Origin of the sequence: Kocuria dechangensis, assembly GCF_014636775.1 — a bacterium.
Classification (GTDB): Bacteria; Actinomycetota; Actinomycetes; order Actinomycetales; family Micrococcaceae; genus Kocuria; species Kocuria dechangensis.
In genome coordinates this window covers 25,357-44,604 of sequence record NZ_BMEQ01000027.1, presented here as the reverse complement: position 1 = coordinate 44,604, position 19,248 = coordinate 25,357, and the positions used below count along the sequence as shown (strand labels likewise).

At 69.3% G+C, this 19,248-nt stretch carries 19 protein-coding genes and 1 pseudogene; 10 read left to right on the top strand and 10 right to left on the bottom strand.

The window, feature by feature from the left end:
- Positions 1–377: 377 nt before the first annotated feature.
- A complete protein-coding gene (gene ctaD, locus IEW07_RS17395; RefSeq protein WP_188539547.1) occupies positions 378–2,093 on the top strand; it encodes an aa3-type cytochrome oxidase subunit I in 1,716 nt (571 codons plus the stop codon).
- A gap of 42 nt (positions 2,094–2,135) precedes the next feature.
- On the opposite strand, the gene IEW07_RS17390 is transcribed toward ctaD, so the two are convergent.
- On the bottom strand, positions 2,136–2,585 hold the full coding sequence (locus IEW07_RS17390; RefSeq protein WP_371870243.1) for a hypothetical protein: 450 nt from the start codon (positions 2,583–2,585) through the stop codon (positions 2,136–2,138).
- 182 nt (positions 2,586–2,767) lie between these two features.
- Here IEW07_RS17390 and IEW07_RS17385 point away from each other — a divergent pair, with 182 nt between their 5' ends.
- Positions 2,768–3,553, top strand: coding sequence for a lysyl oxidase family protein (locus IEW07_RS17385; RefSeq protein ID WP_188539545.1), 786 nt, complete (start codon positions 2,768–2,770; stop codon positions 3,551–3,553).
- A 448-nt stretch (positions 3,554–4,001) separates the two neighbouring features.
- Here IEW07_RS17385 and IEW07_RS17380 read toward each other — a convergent pair whose 3' ends face one another.
- Positions 4,002–4,373: a hypothetical protein gene (locus IEW07_RS17380; protein WP_188539543.1), complete on the bottom strand. Its 372-nt coding sequence runs from the start codon at positions 4,371–4,373 to the stop codon at positions 4,002–4,004.
- 234 nt (positions 4,374–4,607) lie between these two features.
- Between IEW07_RS17380 and IEW07_RS17375 the strand changes: the two genes are divergently transcribed.
- The 4 genes and pseudogenes from IEW07_RS17375 to IEW07_RS17365 all read left to right on the top strand — a co-directional run.
- Entirely contained in the window at positions 4,608–5,540 is a 933-nt protein-coding gene (locus IEW07_RS17375) for a multidrug DMT transporter permease (RefSeq protein WP_188539541.1), read from the top strand.
- Positions 5,541–5,814: 274 nt separating this feature from the next.
- The gene (locus tag IEW07_RS21505; RefSeq protein WP_268235543.1) at positions 5,815–6,393 is read left to right on the top strand and encodes a transposase; all 579 of its coding nucleotides are present in this window, start codon (positions 5,815–5,817) and stop codon (positions 6,391–6,393) included.
- Positions 6,394–6,397: 4 nt separating this feature from the next.
- Positions 6,398–6,985 carry a transposase gene (locus IEW07_RS21500; protein WP_268235542.1) on the top strand — a complete coding sequence of 196 codons (588 nt, stop codon included), beginning with the start codon at positions 6,398–6,400 and terminating at the stop codon, positions 6,983–6,985.
- Between the two features lie 294 nt (positions 6,986–7,279).
- Positions 7,280–7,659 (top strand): annotated as a pseudogene (locus tag IEW07_RS17365) (recombinase family protein); the annotation flags it as partial.
- A 37-nt stretch (positions 7,660–7,696) separates the two neighbouring features.
- Here IEW07_RS17365 and IEW07_RS17360 read toward each other — a convergent pair.
- From IEW07_RS17360 to IEW07_RS17340, 5 genes are all read right to left on the bottom strand, one after another.
- Positions 7,697–8,059 (bottom strand): DUF202 domain-containing protein, encoded by a 363-nt coding sequence (locus tag IEW07_RS17360; RefSeq protein WP_188539539.1) that lies wholly within the window; start codon positions 8,057–8,059, stop codon positions 7,697–7,699.
- 13 nt (positions 8,060–8,072) lie between these two features.
- The gene (locus tag IEW07_RS17355) at positions 8,073–8,447 is read right to left on the bottom strand and encodes a YidH family protein (RefSeq protein ID WP_188539537.1); all 375 of its coding nucleotides are present in this window, start codon (positions 8,445–8,447) and stop codon (positions 8,073–8,075) included.
- A 93-nt stretch (positions 8,448–8,540) separates the two neighbouring features.
- On the bottom strand, positions 8,541–9,758 hold the full coding sequence (locus IEW07_RS17350; RefSeq protein WP_188539535.1) for a cytochrome P450: 1,218 nt from the start codon (positions 9,756–9,758) through the stop codon (positions 8,541–8,543).
- A 26-nt stretch (positions 9,759–9,784) separates the two neighbouring features.
- Entirely contained in the window at positions 9,785–10,795 is a 1,011-nt protein-coding gene (locus tag IEW07_RS17345) for a PDR/VanB family oxidoreductase (protein WP_229741941.1), read from the bottom strand.
- A gap of 11 nt (positions 10,796–10,806) precedes the next feature.
- Positions 10,807–11,595 (bottom strand): coniferyl-alcohol dehydrogenase, encoded by a 789-nt coding sequence (locus tag IEW07_RS17340; protein WP_188539533.1) that lies wholly within the window; start codon positions 11,593–11,595, stop codon positions 10,807–10,809.
- Positions 11,596–11,825: 230 nt separating this feature from the next.
- Here IEW07_RS17340 and IEW07_RS17335 point away from each other — a divergent pair, with 230 nt between their 5' ends.
- Both IEW07_RS17335 and IEW07_RS17330 read left to right on the top strand, forming a co-directional pair.
- Positions 11,826–13,202 carry an aldehyde dehydrogenase family protein gene (locus IEW07_RS17335; RefSeq protein WP_188539531.1) on the top strand — a complete coding sequence of 459 codons (1,377 nt, stop codon included), beginning with the start codon at positions 11,826–11,828 and terminating at the stop codon, positions 13,200–13,202.
- A gap of 102 nt (positions 13,203–13,304) precedes the next feature.
- Entirely contained in the window at positions 13,305–13,679 is a 375-nt protein-coding gene (locus tag IEW07_RS17330) for an aldehyde dehydrogenase family protein (RefSeq protein WP_308738242.1), read from the top strand.
- On the opposite strand, the gene IEW07_RS17325 is transcribed toward IEW07_RS17330, so the two are convergent.
- Positions 13,636–15,015 (bottom strand): MFS transporter, encoded by a 1,380-nt coding sequence (locus IEW07_RS17325; protein WP_229741940.1) that lies wholly within the window; start codon positions 15,013–15,015, stop codon positions 13,636–13,638. The genes IEW07_RS17330 and IEW07_RS17325 overlap by 44 nt on opposite strands.
- Positions 15,016–15,220: 205 nt before the next feature.
- Here IEW07_RS17325 and IEW07_RS17320 point away from each other — a divergent pair, with 205 nt between their 5' ends.
- Positions 15,221–16,207, top strand: coding sequence for an MBL fold metallo-hydrolase (locus IEW07_RS17320; RefSeq protein ID WP_188539529.1), 987 nt, complete (start codon positions 15,221–15,223; stop codon positions 16,205–16,207).
- A gap of 16 nt (positions 16,208–16,223) precedes the next feature.
- Here the strand turns inward: IEW07_RS17320 and IEW07_RS17315 are convergent, their stop codons facing one another.
- The gene (locus tag IEW07_RS17315; RefSeq protein ID WP_188539527.1) at positions 16,224–16,982 is read right to left on the bottom strand and encodes an IclR family transcriptional regulator; all 759 of its coding nucleotides are present in this window, start codon (positions 16,980–16,982) and stop codon (positions 16,224–16,226) included.
- Between the two features lie 67 nt (positions 16,983–17,049).
- Between IEW07_RS17315 and IEW07_RS17310 the strand changes: the two genes are divergently transcribed.
- Positions 17,050–17,925, top strand: a complete 876-nt coding sequence (locus tag IEW07_RS17310) for a bile acid:sodium symporter family protein (protein WP_188539525.1) — start codon at positions 17,050–17,052, stop codon at positions 17,923–17,925.
- A gap of 258 nt (positions 17,926–18,183) precedes the next feature.
- Here the strand turns inward: IEW07_RS17310 and IEW07_RS17305 are convergent, their stop codons facing one another.
- Positions 18,184–19,140 carry a helix-turn-helix transcriptional regulator gene (locus tag IEW07_RS17305; protein WP_188539523.1) on the bottom strand — a complete coding sequence of 319 codons (957 nt, stop codon included), beginning with the start codon at positions 19,138–19,140 and terminating at the stop codon, positions 18,184–18,186.
- Positions 19,141–19,248 lie beyond the last annotated feature (108 nt).

The following is a 19,248-nucleotide window of genomic DNA, read 5'->3' as shown; positions in this document are numbered from 1 at the left end:
CCTCCCTGTCCATCCGGGGCGAGGCGGCGGAGCAGGCCTGGCGCATCATCGACCAGATCCGCGCCGCCTGGCAGACAGGAAAGGTGCCCCTGGAGGAATACCCGGCAGGGTCCACCGGCCCCGAGCACTGGGCCTCCACCGACTGAGCTCCCGACCGACCACCGCTTCGTGCAGAAGACAGCGGGTTCCGGACAGAAGCATCCGAGCAGGCCCGTCCCGGATGGGCCAGCATCACGGTCGGCTAACAGAACCGCCTTCGGGCACCTGATAAGGATCTGGGGGGTGCGGCGGCGCCTAGCATGACGGCAACGAATCCCTGAGCCGCTCCAGCGCCGGTGCAGCCGGCGGGAACGACACGATCGCTTGAGGAGGTCGCCGTGGCGATCTACGAGTACACCGCCGAGGAACGCCGGCCTGCGGCTGCGCCCCGGGTGGTGCCCCGGTCCAAGGGGCGGATCGTCGTCGACTGGCTGACCACCACGGACCACAAGACGATCGGGTACATGTACCTGATCTCCTCCTTCGTCTTCTTCCTGATGGCGGGGGTGATGGCGCTGCTGATCCGTGCGGAGCTCTTCGCCCCGGGGATGCAGATCCTGGAGACCAAGGAGCAGTACAACCAGCTGTTCACAATGCACGGGACGATGATGCTGCTGATGTTCGGCACCCCGCTGTTCGTCGGCTTCGCCAACGTGATTGTGCCGCTGCAGATCGGCGCCCCGGACGTGGCGTTCCCGCGGCTGAACGCCCTGGCGTTCTGGTTCTTCCTCTTCGGGTCGCTGGTGGCGATAGCCGGGTTCATCACCCCGCAGGGCGCGGCGTCCTTCGGCTGGTTCGCCTACACCCCGCTGTCCAACGCTTCGTTCTCACCCGGTGTGGGCGGTGACCTGTGGGTGTTCGGGCTGGCCCTGCAGGGCTTCGGCACGATCATGGGCGGGGTCAACTTCATCACCACGATCATCTGCATGCGCGCCCCGGGCATGACGGTGTGGCGGATGGGCCTGTTCACCTGGACCACGCTGATCACCTCGCTGCTGATCGTGATGGTCTTCCCGCCGCTGGCGGCCGCGCTCTTCGCCCTGGGCATGGACCGGACCCTGGGCGGGCACATCTTCGACCCCGCCAACGGCGGGGCGATCCTGTGGCAGCACCTGTTCTGGTTCTTCGGCCACCCCGAGGTGTACGTGCTCGCGCTGCCGTTCTTCGGCATCGTCTCGGAGATCATCCCGGTCTTCTCGCGGAAACCGATCTTCGGCTACAAGGGTCTCGTGTTCGCGACCATCGCCATCGCGGCGCTGTCGGTGACCGTGTGGGCCCACCACATGTACGTCACCGGGGCGGTGATGCTGAGCTTCTTCGCGTTCATGACGATGATGATCGCGGTGCCCACCGGTGTGAAGTTCTTCAACTGGATCGGCACCATGTGGCAGGGCTCGATCACCTTCGAGACGCCGATGCTGTGGGTGCTGGGCTTCATGTTCACGTTCCTGTTCGGCGGTCTGACCGGGGTGATCCTGGCGACCCCGCCGCTGGACTTCCACGTCTCGGACACCTACTTCGTGGTCGCCCACTTCCACTACGTGGTGTTCGGCACCGTGGTGTTCTCCATGTTCGCCGGGTTCTACTTCTGGTGGCCGAAGTTCACCGGCAAGATGCTCAACGAGCGGATCGGCAAGATCCACTTCTGGTTGCTGTTCCTGGGCTTCCACATGACCTTCCTCATCCAGCACTGGCTGGGCGTGGACGGCATGCCGCGCCGCTACGCGGACTACATGCCCGAGGACGGGTTCACCTGGATGAACCAGGTCTCCACCGTCGGCTCCATGCTGCTGGGGGTGTCCATGATCCCGTGGTTCTGGAACGTCTACACCACGCACAAGAACGCCAAGAAGGTGGAGGTCGACGACCCCTGGGGCTTCGGCGGTTCCCTGGAGTGGGCCACGTCCTGCCCGCCCCCGCGGCACAACTTCACCTCCCTGCCGCGGATCCGGTCCGAGCGCCCGGCGCTGGACCTCCACCACCCGGAGCTGGCCGCGGAGTCCCCGCAGCAGTCCCCGGTCGACGACGCCGCCATCGCCACCCGGGGCAGGTAACCCCCAGTTCCTGCGCCCGCGCCGGCCCGCGGGGCGGTGGTCCTACTGCTCTGCCGGGTGGGCCGGTTCCTCCCCGGGGCCGGCCTCGACGTGCTCGGGTCCGGCAGCCACGTCCTTGACCGCGTGTCCGCCGAACTGGTTGCGCATCGCGGCGATCATCTTCATCGCCGGGGCCTCGTCCTGGCGGGAGGCGAAACGGGCGAAGAGGGCGCTGGCGATGGCCGGCACCGGGACCGCCAGGTCGAGGGCGGACTCGACGGTCCACCGGCCCTCCCCGGAGTCCTCGGCGTAGCCGGCGAGGCGGTCGAGGTGCTCGTCCTCGTTCAGCGCGTTCACCGCCAGGTCCAGCAGCCAGGACTTGATCACCGAGCCCTCGCGCCAGGAGTTGAAGGTCTCGCGCACCGAGGTGACGTGGCCGGCGGCCTCCGGCACCACCGGCACCGCAGCGGCGAGAATCACGGTGGGGTTGCGGTCGCGTTGCTGGCCGATCACGATCGGCGTTTGCGCTGCGCAACGCGTTGCCACCCGGGGCGGGAGGCGATCACTGTGGTGAAGCAGAGGCCGTCCGGTGAGGAGTTCTCCGGGTCGGCCCCGGGGGGAAAGCACCACCGCGGCTGCGGGCGGCCACTTCTTCGGTGTCCGGTCGTTCTGGGAGCCCCGTCGAAGGAGGAGCGATGTCCGGCATCACCTGGCGTCTGCGGGTCGCGGCGATCGCCATCGGGGCCATGGCGGTGACCGGCGCGGTACCACCGGTTGCTGCAGCCGTGCAGGCCGTGCAGCCGGTGGCCCCGGCTCCCACCGACCGCCTGCCGGATCTGGGCATGGCCCCGCTGACCCACTTCTCCCTGGACACCACCTCGGTCCCGGGCAGGCGGCTGCTGCGCTTCGAGACGGTCATCGTCAATGTCGGGGCCGGGCCCTTCCAGCTGCAAGGCCGGCGTCCCAATCCCGGCACCGCGACGATGACCGTCGCCCAGCGCATCTACAACTCCGCCGGCGGGCACCGTGATGTGCCCACCCGGGCGTCGATGTACTTCGCCGGGGACGGCCACGCCCACTGGCACGTACGCGACCTGGAGTCCTACACCATCACGGGTGCCCGGGGCGGGAAGGTCCTCCAGACCGGGGCGAAGCACGGCTTCTGCTTCTACGACTTCCGCGGCCACCAGCTGTCCCTGAAAGGCGCTCCAGCCACAGCCCGGTACACCCACTGCGGGAAATCCACGGACCTGACGGTCACGATGGGCCTGTCCGTGGGCTGGGCGGACGTCTACCACGCCACGCTCCCGGACCAGTACCTCGACGTGACCGGGCTGAAACCGGGGAAGTACCGGCTGAACGCCACCGCCGACGCCGAGAACTGGTTCGCCGAGACCAACGAGAAGAACAACTCCACCTGGACGGAGCTGCGCCTCACCGGCACCTCGGTGAAGGTCCTGTCCCAAGGACCGGCTCTCTAGGTGAGCCGGCCGCCGCTGAACTGGGCAGCTCCGTGAGCTTCAACCAGGTCCTGCGCACCGTCGGCAGCTTCTTCGGCACCGCGGTCTGGGGGGGGCGGTACTCGCAGCGCACACCACACCGTCCCTCCACCCCAGCGGGGCCGGGATCAGCACCACCTTCGCCATCGGGGCCCTGGTGTGCGCGGCGGTGTCCGCAGCCCTGCTGATCCACACCCTGCTCACCCGCACCCGCCGGGTCATCGACGAACGGTCTGAGGCTCTGGTCGGCTGAGCGCCGCTGGTGACCCGCATCGTGATGAGCGCTCAGACCGCCCGTCCCCACCGAGCAGGACGTTGCCACGGGCACGGAAAAGGGGGACAGGCCTCACCACCAGGCACATCGCGGCGAGCCCTCATGCCCTGGGCCTGGAACGAGCATCGCGTCGACCGGAAGACGGTGCCGGGGGTTTTACCGGTTTTTCGGCCTCGTCAGCGGTTCTGCGGTTATGCGAGCCGACGGGACGGAATTCCTTCCCGGCACGGGCATGGCCTGAGGGTGTTCGGGCAGTGCGGCGGGCCGGATGATCTCTACTGGGCCGGTGCGGCCTGAGGCGGTGTCGTGGTCCAGGGCCCAGCGCAACAGATCGATCCCCGAGGCTTCCAGGTGGTCCGCGCAGGTGAGGTCCACGGTGAGGGTCGCCTGCGGGATCAGCGCCCGGGCCCAGGTGACGAGCGGGGGGAGCACGTGCTGGTTCGCCTCGGTCAGGCACCCGGTGATCACCAGGCGCAGATAGGCCCCGTGGAGATCGATCTGGAGGAGCACAGAAATCTTGTGGTCCATGGCAACACCCTTCGTCGCGTGCGATCCGTGGGCGTCCGGCTCACCCGCTGTCCACGGTAGGCGCCCCCCGGCGGTAGGCAGAAGAGCCCGTGGCCTGGCAAGACACCGCAAGTTTGTGACTGGCCGGTACGGTCAGGACAGCCCCAGGCGTCCGCCCCACGGTGTCCCGTCACGGAACACTGTCACCGATCAACACGGCCCCGCAGATGCCGGGTTCTCAGTAGGCTCGGGCGCATGATCATGGCCTCCGGTGTCCCCGTGTTGGCGGAAGGGCACTGGGTGGGGATCCCGATCGCTGTGGCCGGGGCCGTGATGCTGTCACTGGGCACGTGGTTCCAGTCCCGCGGTGTGGTGGCTGCCGTGGCCGGCTCAGGTTCCCTGAACGGGCAGCACCTAGGCGTGTTGATTCGACGGCCGGTGTGGGCAGCCGGCACCGCAATGCTGGGGGTGGCGATTATGTTGCAGCTGGCCGCTTTGCGGTTCTCCCCGTTGATGGTCGTCCAGCCTATCGGGGCGGTGGCTCTGGTAGTCACCGAGGTGATCCACCTGGCCGTCTCTGGGCGCCGGCCCGGTGCCCGAAGGGTGGTGGCGGTGGTGCTGTGCGTTGGCGGGATCGCGGCCTTTGTGGTGATCGCAGCCCTATGGGTGGTCGATGTGCCCATCACCGACGAGTATCTGCGCACCGTCCTGCTACTGCTGGCTCTGGTGCTGGTGGCCGTGGCTGCCGCCTTCCGCTGGGCCCGCCAGCACCTGAACGCGATCGCATACACCGTCGGAGCTGGGGTACTCTACGGGTTCGTGGCGACCTTAGCCAAGACCGTTTTGGGGAGGGTCGTCCAAGGCCAGTTCGGGTGGCTGTCCCTCACGGCCTTGGCGGGGTTGCTGCTGGCCACCGCGGTGGGCGCATGGCTGGTCCAGCACGCCCACACCGCCGGGCGCCCCGAGCTGGTCGTGGCCGGGCTGACCGTAGTGGATCCTCTGATCGCGGTGACCCTGGCGATCACCGTGCTCGGGGAAGCCGCCACCGCACCACCGGCGGCCTTCATGGGTTTCCTCCTTACCGGGGCCCTGGCCGTCACGGGAGTCATGGCGCTCACCACCGCCGGAACGGCGTCTCCCACCCCAGAACAGGGACCCCTCAGCGGGCCGTTGCCTCCAGGACGATGACAGCGGCACGACCGTCGGTGAAGAAGGCCTCTCCGGAGGCGTTGTGACCCAGCTGGGAATCGGCCATCGGGATCATCTGCGGGTCCTCGGGGCTTAGCTTGTTGTTTAACCCGCGGTAGCTCTGGAGGGCGTGTCAGTGTCGCGGCAGTAGACAGCGGAACGGCCTTGAGGCGATCATCAGCGTTGTCGAGACGCAGGTAATCAACCCCAAGGCCGCGAGGCGAGTATGTCCCAGGACGCGGGCACTGTCGAGCCCTTCAATAGGTCTTTGAGCGTGTTGTCGAGCTTTCGCCGCGGCTTCTACGACTGCCTGAACGCACGGGCGGATGCGCTGTTCGAGCTCACCGACGCCCTCGGATGCGCCGGTGCACCGGTGACAGATCTGGCCCGGCTCTCCCTGGAGATCGAGCACCACCGCGGTCACGGGGCTCTCTACGACGGGCTCAACTGCGGGGCGGTCGACACCGGCCGGCTGCGCTCACTGGTTTGTGCCGGACCGTTGCCGAAGGTGCTGGGCCCGGACGGGCGGGAGCGGATCGTGCTGGCCGTGGACGTCTCGAACTGGTTGCGACCTGATGCGGCCACCAGCCCGGAGCGGTCGTTCTGCCACACCTACGCCCGCGGCCGCGGGCAGGCGCAGATGATCCCGGGCTGGCCGTACTCCTTCGTTGCCGCCCTGGAGAGCGGGGCATCGTCGTGGACAGCGCTGCTGGATGTCGAGCGGATCGGCCCGGGCGATGATGCCACCGCGATCACCGCGGCCCAGCTGCGGGCGGTGATCGATGGCCTCACCCGGGCCGGACACCACCGGGCCGGTGACCCCGAGGCGCTGATCGTCCTCGACGCCGGCTAGTGAGGTGGTCCGTCTGGGGTGGCTCTTGCAGGACCTGCCGGTCACGGTGATCGGCAGGGTCCGATCGGACCGAGTGTTCTACGCCCCGGCCGGTGCACGACAAGGCCCGACGAAGGGGCGAGGGCCCCGGCACGGGGCGAGACTGGTGCTGGCCGAGCCGGCCACGCACCCGGTTCCGGCGGCGGCCACCGACAACGGCACCGCCCGGTACGGGCATGCCCGAGCCATCGCGTTCGAGCGGATGCACCCCAAGCTCGAGTCCCGGGGCGGATGGGCCGATCACGCAGGGGCCCTGCCGATCATCGAGGGCACCGTCGTGGGTCTGCATGTGGAGCATCTGCCGGGGAACCGCGACCCGAGGCCGGTGTGGCTGTGGGTGTCGAAGCCCGTCCCGGGCAACGGGGCGGAAGTCGATCACTGGTGGTCGATGTTTCTCCGGCGCTTCGACCTGGAGCACACCTTCGAAGTTCCTGAAGCAGGCGCTGGGCTGGACCAGGGCCCGGCTGCGTGGCCCGGCAGCGGCCGACCGGTGGACCTGGCTGGTCATCGCCGCCCACACCCAGCTGCGCCTGGCCAGGCCACTGGCCGCTGACCACCGCCTGCCCTGGCAAAGACCGCTTTCCCCGGCCACGCTGACCCCATCGCGGGTTCGGGCGGGCTACCGCCGGATCTGCGCCACAGCAGCCCGCCCCGCCAGAGAGCCGAAACACGCTCGTCCCGGACCAGGACGCCCGAAGGGACGCCGCAACCGCATCAAAGCGACCGTGCAACCCGTCGGAATGACCCCCACAGGTTAAGTAACAAGCTAAGCCCACCATGGGGTGGGACGAGGCTGGTTAGCGGCTGACGAGCCTCAGGAGTCGACGCCGCAGCAGGACGTAGACCACTGGGCCGGTCGGCGCAGAACCTTCTGGCCTCCGCCGAGCAGATCCGTGGCAGGGGTGCCGCGTTGCGGGTGCTGAACCTCAGGGGGGAGACGTGGACATCCATACCCTGATGGGGTCGAGGGTCTTCACCGTGATGGCTGCCCTGGCCCAGATGGAGCTGGAGATCAAGCGGGAACGCATTACTGACTCGGTGGCCAAACGCCGAGCGGCCGGCAAGGACCTCGGTGGGCGGCGTCCGACCTTCACCGACTTCCAGATCCGCAACGCGCTGCGGCTCATCAAGGCGGAGGAGCCGGCCACCCAGGTGGCCCGTGACCTGGGCATGTCGAGAGCCATCTTCTACCGCCGCATCCGCGACCTGTCCGTGCCGAGTCTCTGAGTCGTCGGCCGGTCTGCGTCGTGCCTGACCGGTGCGATCAGGAGAGCACGAGCACTGTGTAGATTCCCAACGTCCCCAGGACCACTGTGGCCAAGGACAGTCCGAGCACTCCGAGGACGTCGGCGGCGATCCGTTCGGTGGCGATCCCGGAGGAGCTGCGGGCGTAGCGGGCGCGCTGGGTCAGGTAGATCGCCGTGCCGGTGATGACGGCGAGGGCGAAGAGCGCCAGGACGAACACCCCGTGGTGGGAGACCCAGCGCAGGCAGATGGCGGCGGCGGTGATGAAGGCGAGGATCGTGCGGCCCCAGGCCAGGGTGGTGCGTTCGGGCTGCAGGCCGGGGTCATTGTGCGGCGGAGGGGGCGGCAACGTCGTACGGAGGTCTTGGGAGGAGCCGCTCATGGACCAATCCCTCTCAGTTCTGCAGGACGAACACGGTCAGGGCCCCGGAGGCGACGGCCCCGCCGATGCCCAGCAGAGGGGTGATCAGCGGCAGCGGCAGCGGTGCCTTGCGCCGCAGGGCACGTTCCACGCCCACCCAGCGCCAGGCGGCGCCGGCGCTGATGAGCACCCCCAGCAGGAGCAGGACCACGGCCAGGACGGTGCGCACGGGTGCGGGGAAGAGGTCCTCGGTGAAGGCCTCCACCGCGATGCCGCCGGCCAAGAACGCCAGGGAGGTGCGGATCCACGCCAGGAACGTGCGCTCGTTGGCCAGGGTGAAGCGGGGATCGGGTTCGGTGCCCCCGCCCAGCACCCGGGTGGAGAACCGGCTGCGCTCCTGTGCGGACATGGACTCTTCCATGGGATACCTCTGTAGCTGCTCATGGGGCGCTTCGATGCACGCGACGTCCGCCGCCGGGGGGCGGGGAAACGCTCCGGGACATCAGGTCGTTCGGGCCAGTGGAGTCAGGCGCAGGGGCATGCGGGCGAAGCCGCGCAGCACGTTGTGGATCCACGGAGAGGGCTCACCGGTGAGTTGGATCCGGTCCACGCGCTTGGCCAGGGCCTGCAGGACGAGTTCGATCTCGATCCGGGCGATGGGCTGACCCACGCACTGGTGCAGGCCCATGCCGAAGGCCACGTGGCCGGAGGCGCTGCGGTCGAGGTCGAAGACGTCGGCCTTCTCGCCCCATTTGCGGGGGTCGCGGTTGGCTGCGCCCATGAAGAGCAAGATCTTCGAGTCCGCGGGGATCCGGACACCGCCGATCTCGGTGTCGATCGTGGAGGTGCGGTGGAACATCTGGAACGGGGACTCGACGCGCAATGCTTCGTCGACGGCGAACTTGGCCAGCTTCGGGTTGGCCTTGAGCTTCTCCCACTGCTCGGGGTGCCGAGCAAGGCTGTAGAGCGTGTTCCCGATGCCGAAGATCGTTGTGTCCACCCCCGCGGAGAGCAGGGCACGCACCAGCAGGGTGGCCTGCTCCGGGGCGATGCGGCCTTCCTCGGCGACTTTCCAGATGTCGGCGCCCAGACCGGTGATCGACAGATTCTCCCGGGCGCAGCTGTCCATGATCCAGGCGGCGACCTTCTCGCCCTCGGTGAAGGCCTCGGCCCGGATCTCGTTGTCCGCGCCGAAGGCGTTGAAGGCCATCGCACCGTAGGGCAGCAGGTTCTCCCGGCCTCCCGGGCGCAGACCCACCGCGTCGGGGAACACCTTCAGGGGGTAGGGCTCGGCGATGTCCTTGATCCCGTCGACGTCACCCTGGGCCACCACCCGCTCGGCCAGCTCTTCGGCGAAGGGGGTGAACTGTTCCCGCAGCCGGCGCATGGTGGACGGGGAGATGACCCCGGCCAGGCCCCGGCGCATCACGGTGTGTGTGGGCGGGTCGGACTCCAGGATCGAGGGCGGGCGCCACTCGGGTTCCTTGCGGATGTCCTTGGGCCCCAGGCCCCCGCTGGAGCAGTAGGACTCGAAGTCGGTGAGGATCTCATAGACCCACTCGTAGCGGGTCACGGCGTAGCAGCCGTACTTCTCCAGCCACACCACCGGCCCGGCCTCCCGCAGCTTCTCGTGCAACGGGTAGGGGTTGGAGATGTTCTCGACGGAGAAAGGGTCATCGGGCAGGGACAGGGCTTCGTGCCTGGTGGCGGTGACAGTCATGGTGGCTCCTGTGGTGGGTCGGTGGGTCAGAGGTCCAGGGTGAGCTTGCGGCATCCGGCCGCGGCGCGGGAGACGCAGATCATCATGGAGTCCCCCAGATGCTTCTCCTCCTCGTTGAGGATGGCGTCCCTGTGCTCGATCTCCCCTTCCACCACACGGGTCTCGCAGGTGCCGCACACCCCGGCGCGGCAGGAGGAGAGCACACGCACCCCGTGTTCCTCCACCACCTCCAGGATGGTGCGGTCGGGGGGCACAGTGACGGTTGTGCCCGTGTCGGTCAGTTCCACCTCGAAGGGCTCGGTGCTGGCCCCGGCGTCGAGGTTGGCCGCGACGAAGCGCTCCAGGTGCAGGGCCCCGGGGGGCCAGCCCATGCAGTAGTCCTCGATCACGCGCAGCAACGGCTCGGGCCCGCACGCGTAGACCAGCATCTTCGCCCGGGGCAGGGCCAGCAACCCCTCCAGGTCGATCCGCCCGACCTCGTCCTCCGGGTAGAGCAGCACGCGGTCCCCGTAGGCGGCCACGAGCTCGTCGGCGAAGGCCATCGACGCGCGGCTTCGCCCGCCGTAGGCCAGCCGCCACTCCCGGCCGGCGGCTTCGGCGGCCTCGATCATGGGCAGGATCGGGGTGATGCCGATGCCGCCGGCCACGAACAGGTACTTCCGGGAATCGACGAAGGGGAAGTTGTTGCGGGGGCCGTTGATGTGGACGGTGTCGCCCTCGGCCAGGCTCTCGTGCACGTAGGCGGATCCGCCGCGGGAGTCCCGGGTGCGCAGCACCGACACTTGGAGCCGGCTGCGGTCGGCCAGCGGCGAGCACAGGGAGTACTGGCGCATGTGGTGGGGCAGGATCAGATCGATGTGCGAGCCCGGCTCCCACTGCGGGAACTCGGAACCGTCGGGCAGGCGCAGCGTCACCCGGCGGACGCCCTCGGCCACGGTCTCGAGCTTCTCGACGAGGACTTCTTCGACCTCGTGCCGGTAGCGGTCCGGGGACTGCCCTCCGATGACGGGGGCGGCATCGGTGTTCACGGTGGTCATGGTCCCTCCACTCAGGCGGTCACGGACAGGGCGGCGGACACCGCACGGTGGGCGCTCAGGCCGCCGTCGACGCAGACGTCGGTGCCGTTGATCCAGGCGGCCTCCGGGCTGACCAGGAAGCCGATGGTGCGCGCGATGTCGCCCGGCTGCCCGGCACGGCCCAGCAGGGCCACAGCACCCTCGACCTTGTCGCGGCCGTGGTCCTTCTTGAAGTCCTCCAGGATCGGCGTCTGGACCGGGCCGGGACTGACCGAGACCACGCGCACCTTCCCGAGGGAGGAGGCGGCGGCCTCCAGGCTCAGCCAGCGGACGCACTCCTTGGAGAACCGGTATGAGCTGCCGGTGACCTCCGGATCCGCCCCGGCCGCCTCGAGGGCCGCCTCCCGGTCCGCGGCGGTGGTGAATGCAATAATCTGCTCGCGGCGCTCGGCCCAGCCGTTGGCCACGTTTGAGGCCAGGTTGACGACCACGCCGCCCTGGACGAGCTTGGGCAGCAGGGCCCGGGTCAGATCACGGACCCCGAAGACGTTGACGGACAGCACCAGGCGCCACGGGGCGGTGCCGGGAACACCGGCGATGTTGAGCAACCCGGTGATGCCCTCCGGGATCTGCCCGGCGGCCGCGGCCACCCCCTCGGCCGTGGAAAGGTCCGCCTGGACGAAGGCCCCGGGGAAGTCCGCGGCCGTGTTGCGGTCCACACCGATCACCTCCGCACCGGCATCGCGCAGAAGAGCTGCGGTGGCGGCACCGATACCGGAAGCGGCGCCGGTGACGACGAAAGTCTGCCCGTGGAGGGTCATGGACGTGGTCCTTCCAGAAGAGTTGCCCCCGCACGCTCGAGGGATCCGTCGCGTGCGGTTCGGCTGGTTCCACCCCACTATGTGCTCTGGCGCACTCCCGGTTCATCTCTTCTTTTCACTGGGTGGAAGATGGCGTGTGTCCGGTCACAGGGGAGCTCGAAGCTAGAAACAGGGGAAGTCCGTCCACCGACCGGTGGGCACTTCCAGAACATGAGTGAGAAGGAGATCCGGTGCCTGCCACCTACGAAGTCATCGACCCGGCCACGCTGGACCCTCTCGGCGAGGTGCCGCTGCACCAGCCCGAGGACGTCGAGGCGGCGATCACCGCCGCCGCTACGGTCGCCCGCACCTGGGCCGCAGACCGTGAAGCCCGCCGGACGGCGCTGCGCCAGGCCTCCGAGGCGGTGCTGGCCGAGGCCGAGGACCTCGGCCGGATCCTGTCGCTGGAGCAGGGCAAGGTCTGGGCCGAGGCCACCCAGGAGTTCACGGTCGCGGCCGGGTTGCTGCGTCACTACGCCGACCTCGAGTGGGATCTGGTCGAGACGTTGCCCTCCCGCGGCGACCGCTCCGTCCAGGTCCAGTACGCCCCGGTCGGGCTGGTGGGTGCGATCACGCCCTGGAACTTCCCGATCTCCCTGCTGGCGGTGAAGCTGGCCCCGGCGCTGGTGGCCGGGTGCACCGTGATCGCCAAGCCCTCCCCCTCCACCCCGATGTCCACCCGGGCCCTGGCCGAGGTGCTCAACCGGTTCCTGCCCGAGCACGTGCTGCAGGTCGTCACCGGCCGCGGTGTCCTCTCCAAGGCGCTGTCCGAGATGCCGGGGGTGCGAAAGATCTCCTTCACCGGTTCCACCGAGATCGGGGCCGCCATCATGGCCCAGGCCGCACCGACCGTGAAAAAGGTGACCCTGGAGCTGGGCGGCAACGACCCGGCGATCGTGCTGGACGATGCGGACCTCGAGTTCACCGCCGCCCGGATCGCCGGATCGGCCTTCCGCAACGCCGGGCAGGTGTGCATGGCCGTCAAGCGGGTCTACGTCCCGCGCGCCCAGTCAGCCGCACTGACCGAGGCCCTCGTGGAGGCGGTCTCCGCGCTGCGGATCGGCCACGGTGTGGCCGAAGGCACCACCATGGGCCCGATGCACACCAGCGGCCAGCAGCAGCTGGTGAAGGACTACGTGGCCCGCGCCGTGGCCGAGGGCGGGCGCATCGCCCACGGTGGGGAGCACGGGACGGACCTGCCGGGATACTTCCTGGAGCCGACCATCGTCGCCGACGCCCCGCACCACACGGAACTGGTGGCCTGCGAGCAGTTCGGTGCGGCACTGCCGGTTGTGGCCTACGACGACCTGGACGCCACCGTGGCCGAGCTCAACGCCCAGGAGTTCGGTCTGGGCGCCTCGGTGTGGTCCCCGGACCTGGAGCGCGCCCATGAGGTGGCCTCCCAGCTGGAGGTCGGCACGGCGTGGATCAACCAGCACACCGTCGTGGAACTGGACGCCCCGTTCGGCGGGTGGAAGGGCTCCGGACTGGGCCGTGAGCGCGGCCGGTGGGGTTTGGAGGAGTACCTGGAACCGCGCACCGTCAACGCCCGCCCGCACGCCGGCTGACGTCGGCAACACGGACCGCGCAGGGGCCCCGCACCGAATGGTGCGGGGTCCCTTTGTCGGGCGGGACAGGGCCCTTCAGGCCTCGATGCCCAGCCGGAGGCGCTGCTTCCGTGGCCGCACTCAACGCCCAGGAGTTCGGTCTGGACGCCTGGGTGTGGTCCCCGGACCTGGAACGAGCCCACGAGATGGGTCTCCCAGCTGGAGGTCGGGGCGGCGTGGATCAACCAGCACACCGTCGTGGAACTGGACGCCCCGCTCGGCGGGTGGAAAGGCTCCGGACTGGGACGTGAGCGCGGCCGGTGGGGGCTGGAGGAGTACCTGGAGCCCCGCACCATCAACGCCCGCGCGCCGGCTGACGTCGGCGGCACGGACGACGAAGGGGCCCCGCACCATTCGGTGCGGGGCCCCTTCGCGGTCCGTGCCAGGCGCTGTGTCAGGCCTCGATGCCCAGCCGGAGGCGCTGCTTCTGCTGGTTGACGAACGCCAGGGCGAGCACCCCGAAGGTCGCCAGCAGGATGGCGGTGACCTGGAAGGCCAGCCGGTACCCGTCGGCCGGGGTGGCAGCCCCACCGATCAGGAACCCGCCGACGGCCGGGGCGAACACGCCGCCGGTGGTGAGCACGGCGTTGGCTACGTTGAGGTGCCCACCGCGCTGGGAGATCGTGGTCAGCTCGCCCACGATGAGGTAGGTGATGGCGAACATGGCCGGGGCGGTGCCGAACCCGATGCTCATCAGTGCCACCCCGAGGACCGGGGAGGAGACGAACGTGGAGGCCAGCAGGGCGGCGCCGGCCCCGGCCCCGGCCAGGCCCAGGGTCCATCCGCGCGAACGGCGGCTGGGCACCCCGCGCTGGTCCATCCGCTGGATCAGGATGCTCAACCCGATCGTGGCGACGACGCCCCACGCGGCCGGCAGGGCGATGAGGGAGCCGGCCTGCTGCCCGCTGAAGCCCATGACGTTCTGGAAGTAGGCCGGGCCCCAGGACATGGCCAGGGTGAAGGTCCAGTAGGCGAAGAACGATGCCATGACGGCGAAGATCCACGTCGGGTTCAGGATGCTGCGGAAGAAGGGGACCTTCTCCTCGTTGATCCGGGAGGCCCCGGGGGCGGAGACCGCGATCTCGGTGCCCTCGATCTCTCGCTCGGCCGCCAGGGAGGTGTAGGGCCCTTCCTTGCCGAGGATCATCCACGCCGCGCACCACAGCACGCCCACCACGGCCAGAGCGACGAACGCCGTGCGCCACCCGTGCTGAGCGATGACCCAGGCGAGCACCGGAGCGAACGCCACGATGCCCAGCGTCACCCCGGAGGAGGCCACCGCTGCCGGGGTTGCGCCCTTCTTCGAGGGGAACCACTTGTAGACCGCGTGCATGAGCACCGGGGCGAGCGGTCCCTCACCGGCGCCCAGCGCCAGCCGGGACACCCACAGGGCCGGCAGGGTGGCGAAGGCCACGACCGGCATCACCGACAGCGACCAGATCAGGCACAGCACCAGCAGGATGGTCTTCGCCCGGAACTTGTTGGCCAGCGGGGCCGCTACCAGCTGGGCCAGTCCGAAGGTGAGGAACATGGCGCTGGCGACCAGTCCGAACTGCTCGGGGGTGATGTTCAGCTCCTTCATCAGCGGCACCGCGGCCAGACCCAGGACCGCCTTGTCCGCCCAGCTGAGCATCATGAGGAACAGCAGCAGGAACGTCAGCATCCAGGCGTAGCGGGAACGCTTCGTGCTGCTCCAATGGCGCGGGTCCTTGGGGTCGATGCCCGCTCCCGGAGGAGCAGGCTGGGCGGATTGAGGTGCGGCGGTGGTGGTCATGGCGGTGATCTCCCGTCGTGCACCCGCAGAGAGTGCGGGCTGTGGTGAAGTGTTTCAGCGAATCTAGGAGCCTGTGAACTGGAGCACATAGGAGGTTTTCCGGCCAGTGAAAATCACGCGTTCTCCCGACCTGGAGGCTCGGGCACAGTGAAACCACTTCACCTGCCCGTCTGTGCAGGATGGACCCCGATCGGAAGGCCCTCCCATGACTGACCGCGTTGCCCCCGACGCTCCTCTCGACCAGGCCCGCGGGCTGCACGTGGTCACGCTCGGAACCGCCGCCGGCCCCGCGATCCGCTCCGAGTGTCCCGGCATCGCGACCGCCATCGTCGTGGACGGCCGGTTCTACCTCGTGGACTTCGGTCTCGGAGTCACCCGGGCCGCCCACACGGCGGGCCTGCGCGGGGAGAATCTCAAGGCATGCTTCGTGACCCACCTGCACTCGGACCACGTGGCCGAGATCCCCGCCTACCTCCTGTGGAACTGGGGCCGGCCGGTGCAGGGCTTCACCGAACCGGTGCAGATCCTCGGCCCCGGCCCGGCCGACCCCTCCTCCGGGACGGTCGGGACCGCGGGTCTAGTGGAGCACGTGCTGCAGGCCTACTCCTACGACATCGACGTCCGCATGGTCGATGAGGGGCGTCCTTCCCTGTACGAGCTCGTGCAGGTCGAGGAGATCGAGCTGCCGGCCTCGGCGGCGGGGGCCGACGGGGAGCACACCCCGCAGATGGATCCCTTCATGGTCTACCAGGACGAGTTCGTGCGGGTGAGCGCCATTCTGGTGGAGCACCCGCCGATCTTCCCGGCCTTCGCCTTCCGCTTCGACACCGCCTACGGGTCCGTGGTGGTCTCCGGGGACACCACGGAAAGCCTGAATACCTCCACCCTGGCCGAGGGCGCAGACCTGCTGGTGCACGAGGCCGTCAACCTCGACTTCTACCGGGCCCGGGACTTCGCACCGGAGTTCCTCAACCACCAGGAGATCTCACACACCACCCCCGCCGGGGTCGGGCGAGTGGCCACTCGGGCCGGTGCGGCCCGGGTGGTGCTGTCCCACCTGGCCGGTGTCGCCACCGACGCGGAGTGGACCGCCGGTGTTGCCACCGAATACGCCGGGCCCGTGAGCGTGGCACGTCCGGGTGAGGTCTACACCGTTGTGCCCGCCGAAGCCCCCGCCACCAGTCCCGCCTGAGGCGGCGAGCCGGGGATCAGGCGGGGACTCCCAGCGATCGGGTGATCGCCGCGGAGGCCACCTGCAGCGCGGGAACGATGCGCTGCGCGTCCTTGATCTTCGCCAGGGTCACGATGCCCAGAGCGGCGATCACCGTCCCCTCGGCGTCCCGGATCGGCACCGCCAGTCCGTGCGCACCGGGGGAGTGCTCCCCCTCGGTCGTCGCATACCCGCGGCCACGCACCGAGGCCATCTCCTGCTCCAGCCGAGGGATCTCCACGATGCTGCGCGAGGTCTCCCGCACGAGCGACTGGGTGCACGCCTCCCACAGCTCGGCGGGCCCGTAGGCCAACAGCACCTTCCCCCCGGCGCTGGTGTGCAACGGCAGCTTGTCCCCGGGGCGGGCGATCGGGGCACCGACATGAGTGCCGGCGATCCGGTCCAGCAGCAGCGCCTCCGTCCCGTCCAGTACGAAGAGGTTGACGACCTGGCGCGTGGCGAAGAGAACGTCCTGCATATAAGGAGCAGCCACCTGACGAAGACCGCGTTGGATCGGGGCCAGCATCCCCAGCTTGGCCAGGCGCGGACCCACCGTGTACGTGCCGTCCGATTGACGGCTCACCGCCCCCCACCCCGACAGCTCCTTCAGGAGGCGGTGACAGGTGGCCACCGGGATCCCGCTGCGCCGGGAGATCTGGGACAGGGACTGTCTGGTGTGCGTGGGATCGAAGGATCCCAGGACGTCCAGAACGCGAGAGGTGACGGAACGCCCCGGGGTGGTCGCGTTGCCGGCCATGCTTTCCTCTTCCACTGGGTGGAAATCTGAGGTTAGTCTACTGCGGTTCCTGCCCACAATGAGCCGTATGGACCTGCAGACCGTCACCGACGCCGTCGCTGCCGTAGCGGTCCCACTCTTCGCAGTCACCAGCATGATCGCCGTGGGTCTGGGCCACACGGTCAGCCAGTTCCTCGCACCCCTCAAAGATGTGCGTCTTGTGCTGGCAGGACTGGCGGCCAACTTCATCGTCGCCCCGGCCGTGGCCTTTACCGTCATCGCCGTTTTCGGCATCCCGCAGGAGGCCCGCATCGGGCTGATGGTCCTGGCCTGTGCGGCGGGGGCACCGTTCGTGCTCAAACTCTCGAAGCTCGCGCGTACGGACATGGCCGTGTCCTCCTCCCTGCTGGCGGTCATGCTGCTGGCCACCATCGGCTACATGCCTGCCGCGCTGCCGGTGCTGCTCCCCGGTGTCGAGGTCGCCCCCGGAGCCATCGCCTCCGTGCTGCTGCTGACCATGTTCGTGCCCCTGGTCGGAGCGGTGCTGCTGCGCCAATTCACCCCCACGGCGGCAAGCATGGCCCAAAGACCCATCGGGCGGTTGAGCCTCATGGCCATGGTCGTGATGCTGGCCAACCAGTTCCTCGCCGACCACCGCGAGCTGGCCGGGCTGGTCGGCACCGGAACCATCGCTGCGATCCTGACATTCATCGCCTTGACCTTCGGTCTCGGATGGGCCCTGGGCGCCTGGAAAACAGGGGGCGGGGCCGTATTGGGCATCTCGGCGTCCCAGCGGAACATGGGCGCTGCCACCGTGGTAGTGGTCGCCAACTTCGAGGACTCCCTGGCCGTCCCGACAGTGGTACTGGCCGGCTTCCTGGCCCTGATCGTACTCATTCCCGTTGCCCGATGGCTCGGCCGCGGTCATGGCCCGCAGATCGGCAAAGCACTCCCCGCTCATTGAGCGGGCGGTCCGTCCCGTGCACAGGCAGTTTGCACAGGGAATTTTCGGGAGATGGCGCTCCGTAGCTCGGTGATCCCCCACCCCTGGCCTGCCGGCCTGTCTGCTGCGGCTGCAGGGCATCGGGCCATGCATGCGGGGCTGTCGCTCGAGGGGTTCCTCTCCGGCTGTGGATGCGCCGGTGGGAGCGGTCCGAGATCCTGTGTCCTGGCGGCACGCCGAAGAGGGTGGGTCGGTGGGGCAGTGTGCGGCCGGGGCGGTTCAGTGGCGCAGGGTGTGGGAGGGGGGAACGCCGTAGGCGGCCCGGTGGCGGCGGGCGAAGTCCCCGGGGTGGGGAAAGCCCCAGCGGGCGGCGATGGCCCCGACCGTGTCCCCGGCGGTGGGGTCGGCGGCGACCAGGTCCTGGTGGGCGGCGGCCATGCGCACCCCGCGCAGGTAGGCGCCTGGGGTGATGCCGGCGTGGGCGCGGAAGACTCGGACGAGTTCGATGGTGGACACCCCGGCGTGGCGGGCGACGTCCTCGAGGGTGATCGGCAGGGACACCGCGGCGTGGATAAACTCCACCGCCGCCGTGTAGGCGCCCTGCCGGGCCGCGACCGTCTCCCGGCGGGCGGGGGCGTCCCCGGTCAGGGGGAAGGCCTCCAGGGTGGCCACCGCCAGCCGGCGCAGCACATCGGCCCGCAGCAGGGCGATCCCGGCGGTGGCCGGGTCGGTGAGGGTGTCGTGGACGAACCGGTAGGTGGCCTGCCAGTAGTCGGCCATCTGTGCCGAGACCGGGTGGGGTGCACCGAAGCCGAGCGTGAGCCGCTCGTCGCCGTAGACGGTGCGGGCGATCTGTCCCAGGGCGTCGGCGCCGAGGTTGGCCGAGTTCACGCTCAGGCCCTCGGATTCCCCGTAGTAGTGCTGCCCGGGCTGGAGCAGGAACGGGGTCGGGCTCGTGCCGGGGCGGTCGTTGATCTCCCAGCGCAGGGAGCCGGCGGTCGGGGCGATCACGGAGTAGGCCTGCTGTTGGAGCAGGTGCCCGGCGACGGTGCCGTGGAAGTGCATCCGGCCCAGGGACAGGTCCGCATCCCCGTGGACGTCCTGGCGGTAGCGGAAGGCGGCCGGGTCGGCCACTCGGCCCATGCGGGCCCGGGCGTAGACCTGCTGCAGCGCCTCGTTGCCCACCTCCGGGTCGGTGGTGGCAAAGTGCAGCCGGACCGGCGCCGGCCGGTTCACGGCCCGTACCCCGGGGCAGCGGGCAGCCGGTCAGCAGTCGGCGGGCTCTGCCCCCGGCCGGATCGGCTCTTGATGACGGAGGACATGGTCTCCAGGCTAGCCAGCAGC

Coding starts and splice junctions, on each gene's coding strand:
- IEW07_RS17385 (WP_188539545.1), top strand. CDS start 2,768: ATGTCCGGCATCACCTGGCGTCTGCGGGTCGCGGCGATCGCCATCGGG.
- IEW07_RS17380 (WP_188539543.1), bottom strand. CDS start 4,373: ATGGACCACAAGATTTCTGTGCTCCTCCAGATCGATCTCCACGGGGCC.
- IEW07_RS17375 (WP_188539541.1), top strand. CDS start 4,608: ATGATCATGGCCTCCGGTGTCCCCGTGTTGGCGGAAGGGCACTGGGTG.
- IEW07_RS17360 (WP_188539539.1), bottom strand. CDS start 8,059: ATGAGCGGCTCCTCCCAAGACCTCCGTACGACGTTGCCGCCCCCTCCG.
- IEW07_RS17355 (WP_188539537.1), bottom strand. CDS start 8,447: ATGTCCGCACAGGAGCGCAGCCGGTTCTCCACCCGGGTGCTGGGCGGG.
- IEW07_RS17350 (WP_188539535.1), bottom strand. CDS start 9,758: ATGACTGTCACCGCCACCAGGCACGAAGCCCTGTCCCTGCCCGATGAC.
- IEW07_RS17345 (WP_229741941.1), bottom strand. CDS start 10,795: ATGACCACCGTGAACACCGATGCCGCCCCCGTCATCGGAGGGCAGTCC.
- IEW07_RS17340 (WP_188539533.1), bottom strand. CDS start 11,595: ATGACCCTCCACGGGCAGACTTTCGTCGTCACCGGCGCCGCTTCCGGT.
- IEW07_RS17325 (WP_229741940.1), bottom strand. CDS start 15,015: ATGACCACCACCGCCGCACCTCAATCCGCCCAGCCTGCTCCTCCGGGA.
- IEW07_RS17320 (WP_188539529.1), top strand. CDS start 15,221: ATGACTGACCGCGTTGCCCCCGACGCTCCTCTCGACCAGGCCCGCGGG.
- IEW07_RS17315 (WP_188539527.1), bottom strand. CDS start 16,982: ATGGCCGGCAACGCGACCACCCCGGGGCGTTCCGTCACCTCTCGCGTT.
- IEW07_RS17310 (WP_188539525.1), top strand. CDS start 17,050: ATGGACCTGCAGACCGTCACCGACGCCGTCGCTGCCGTAGCGGTCCCA.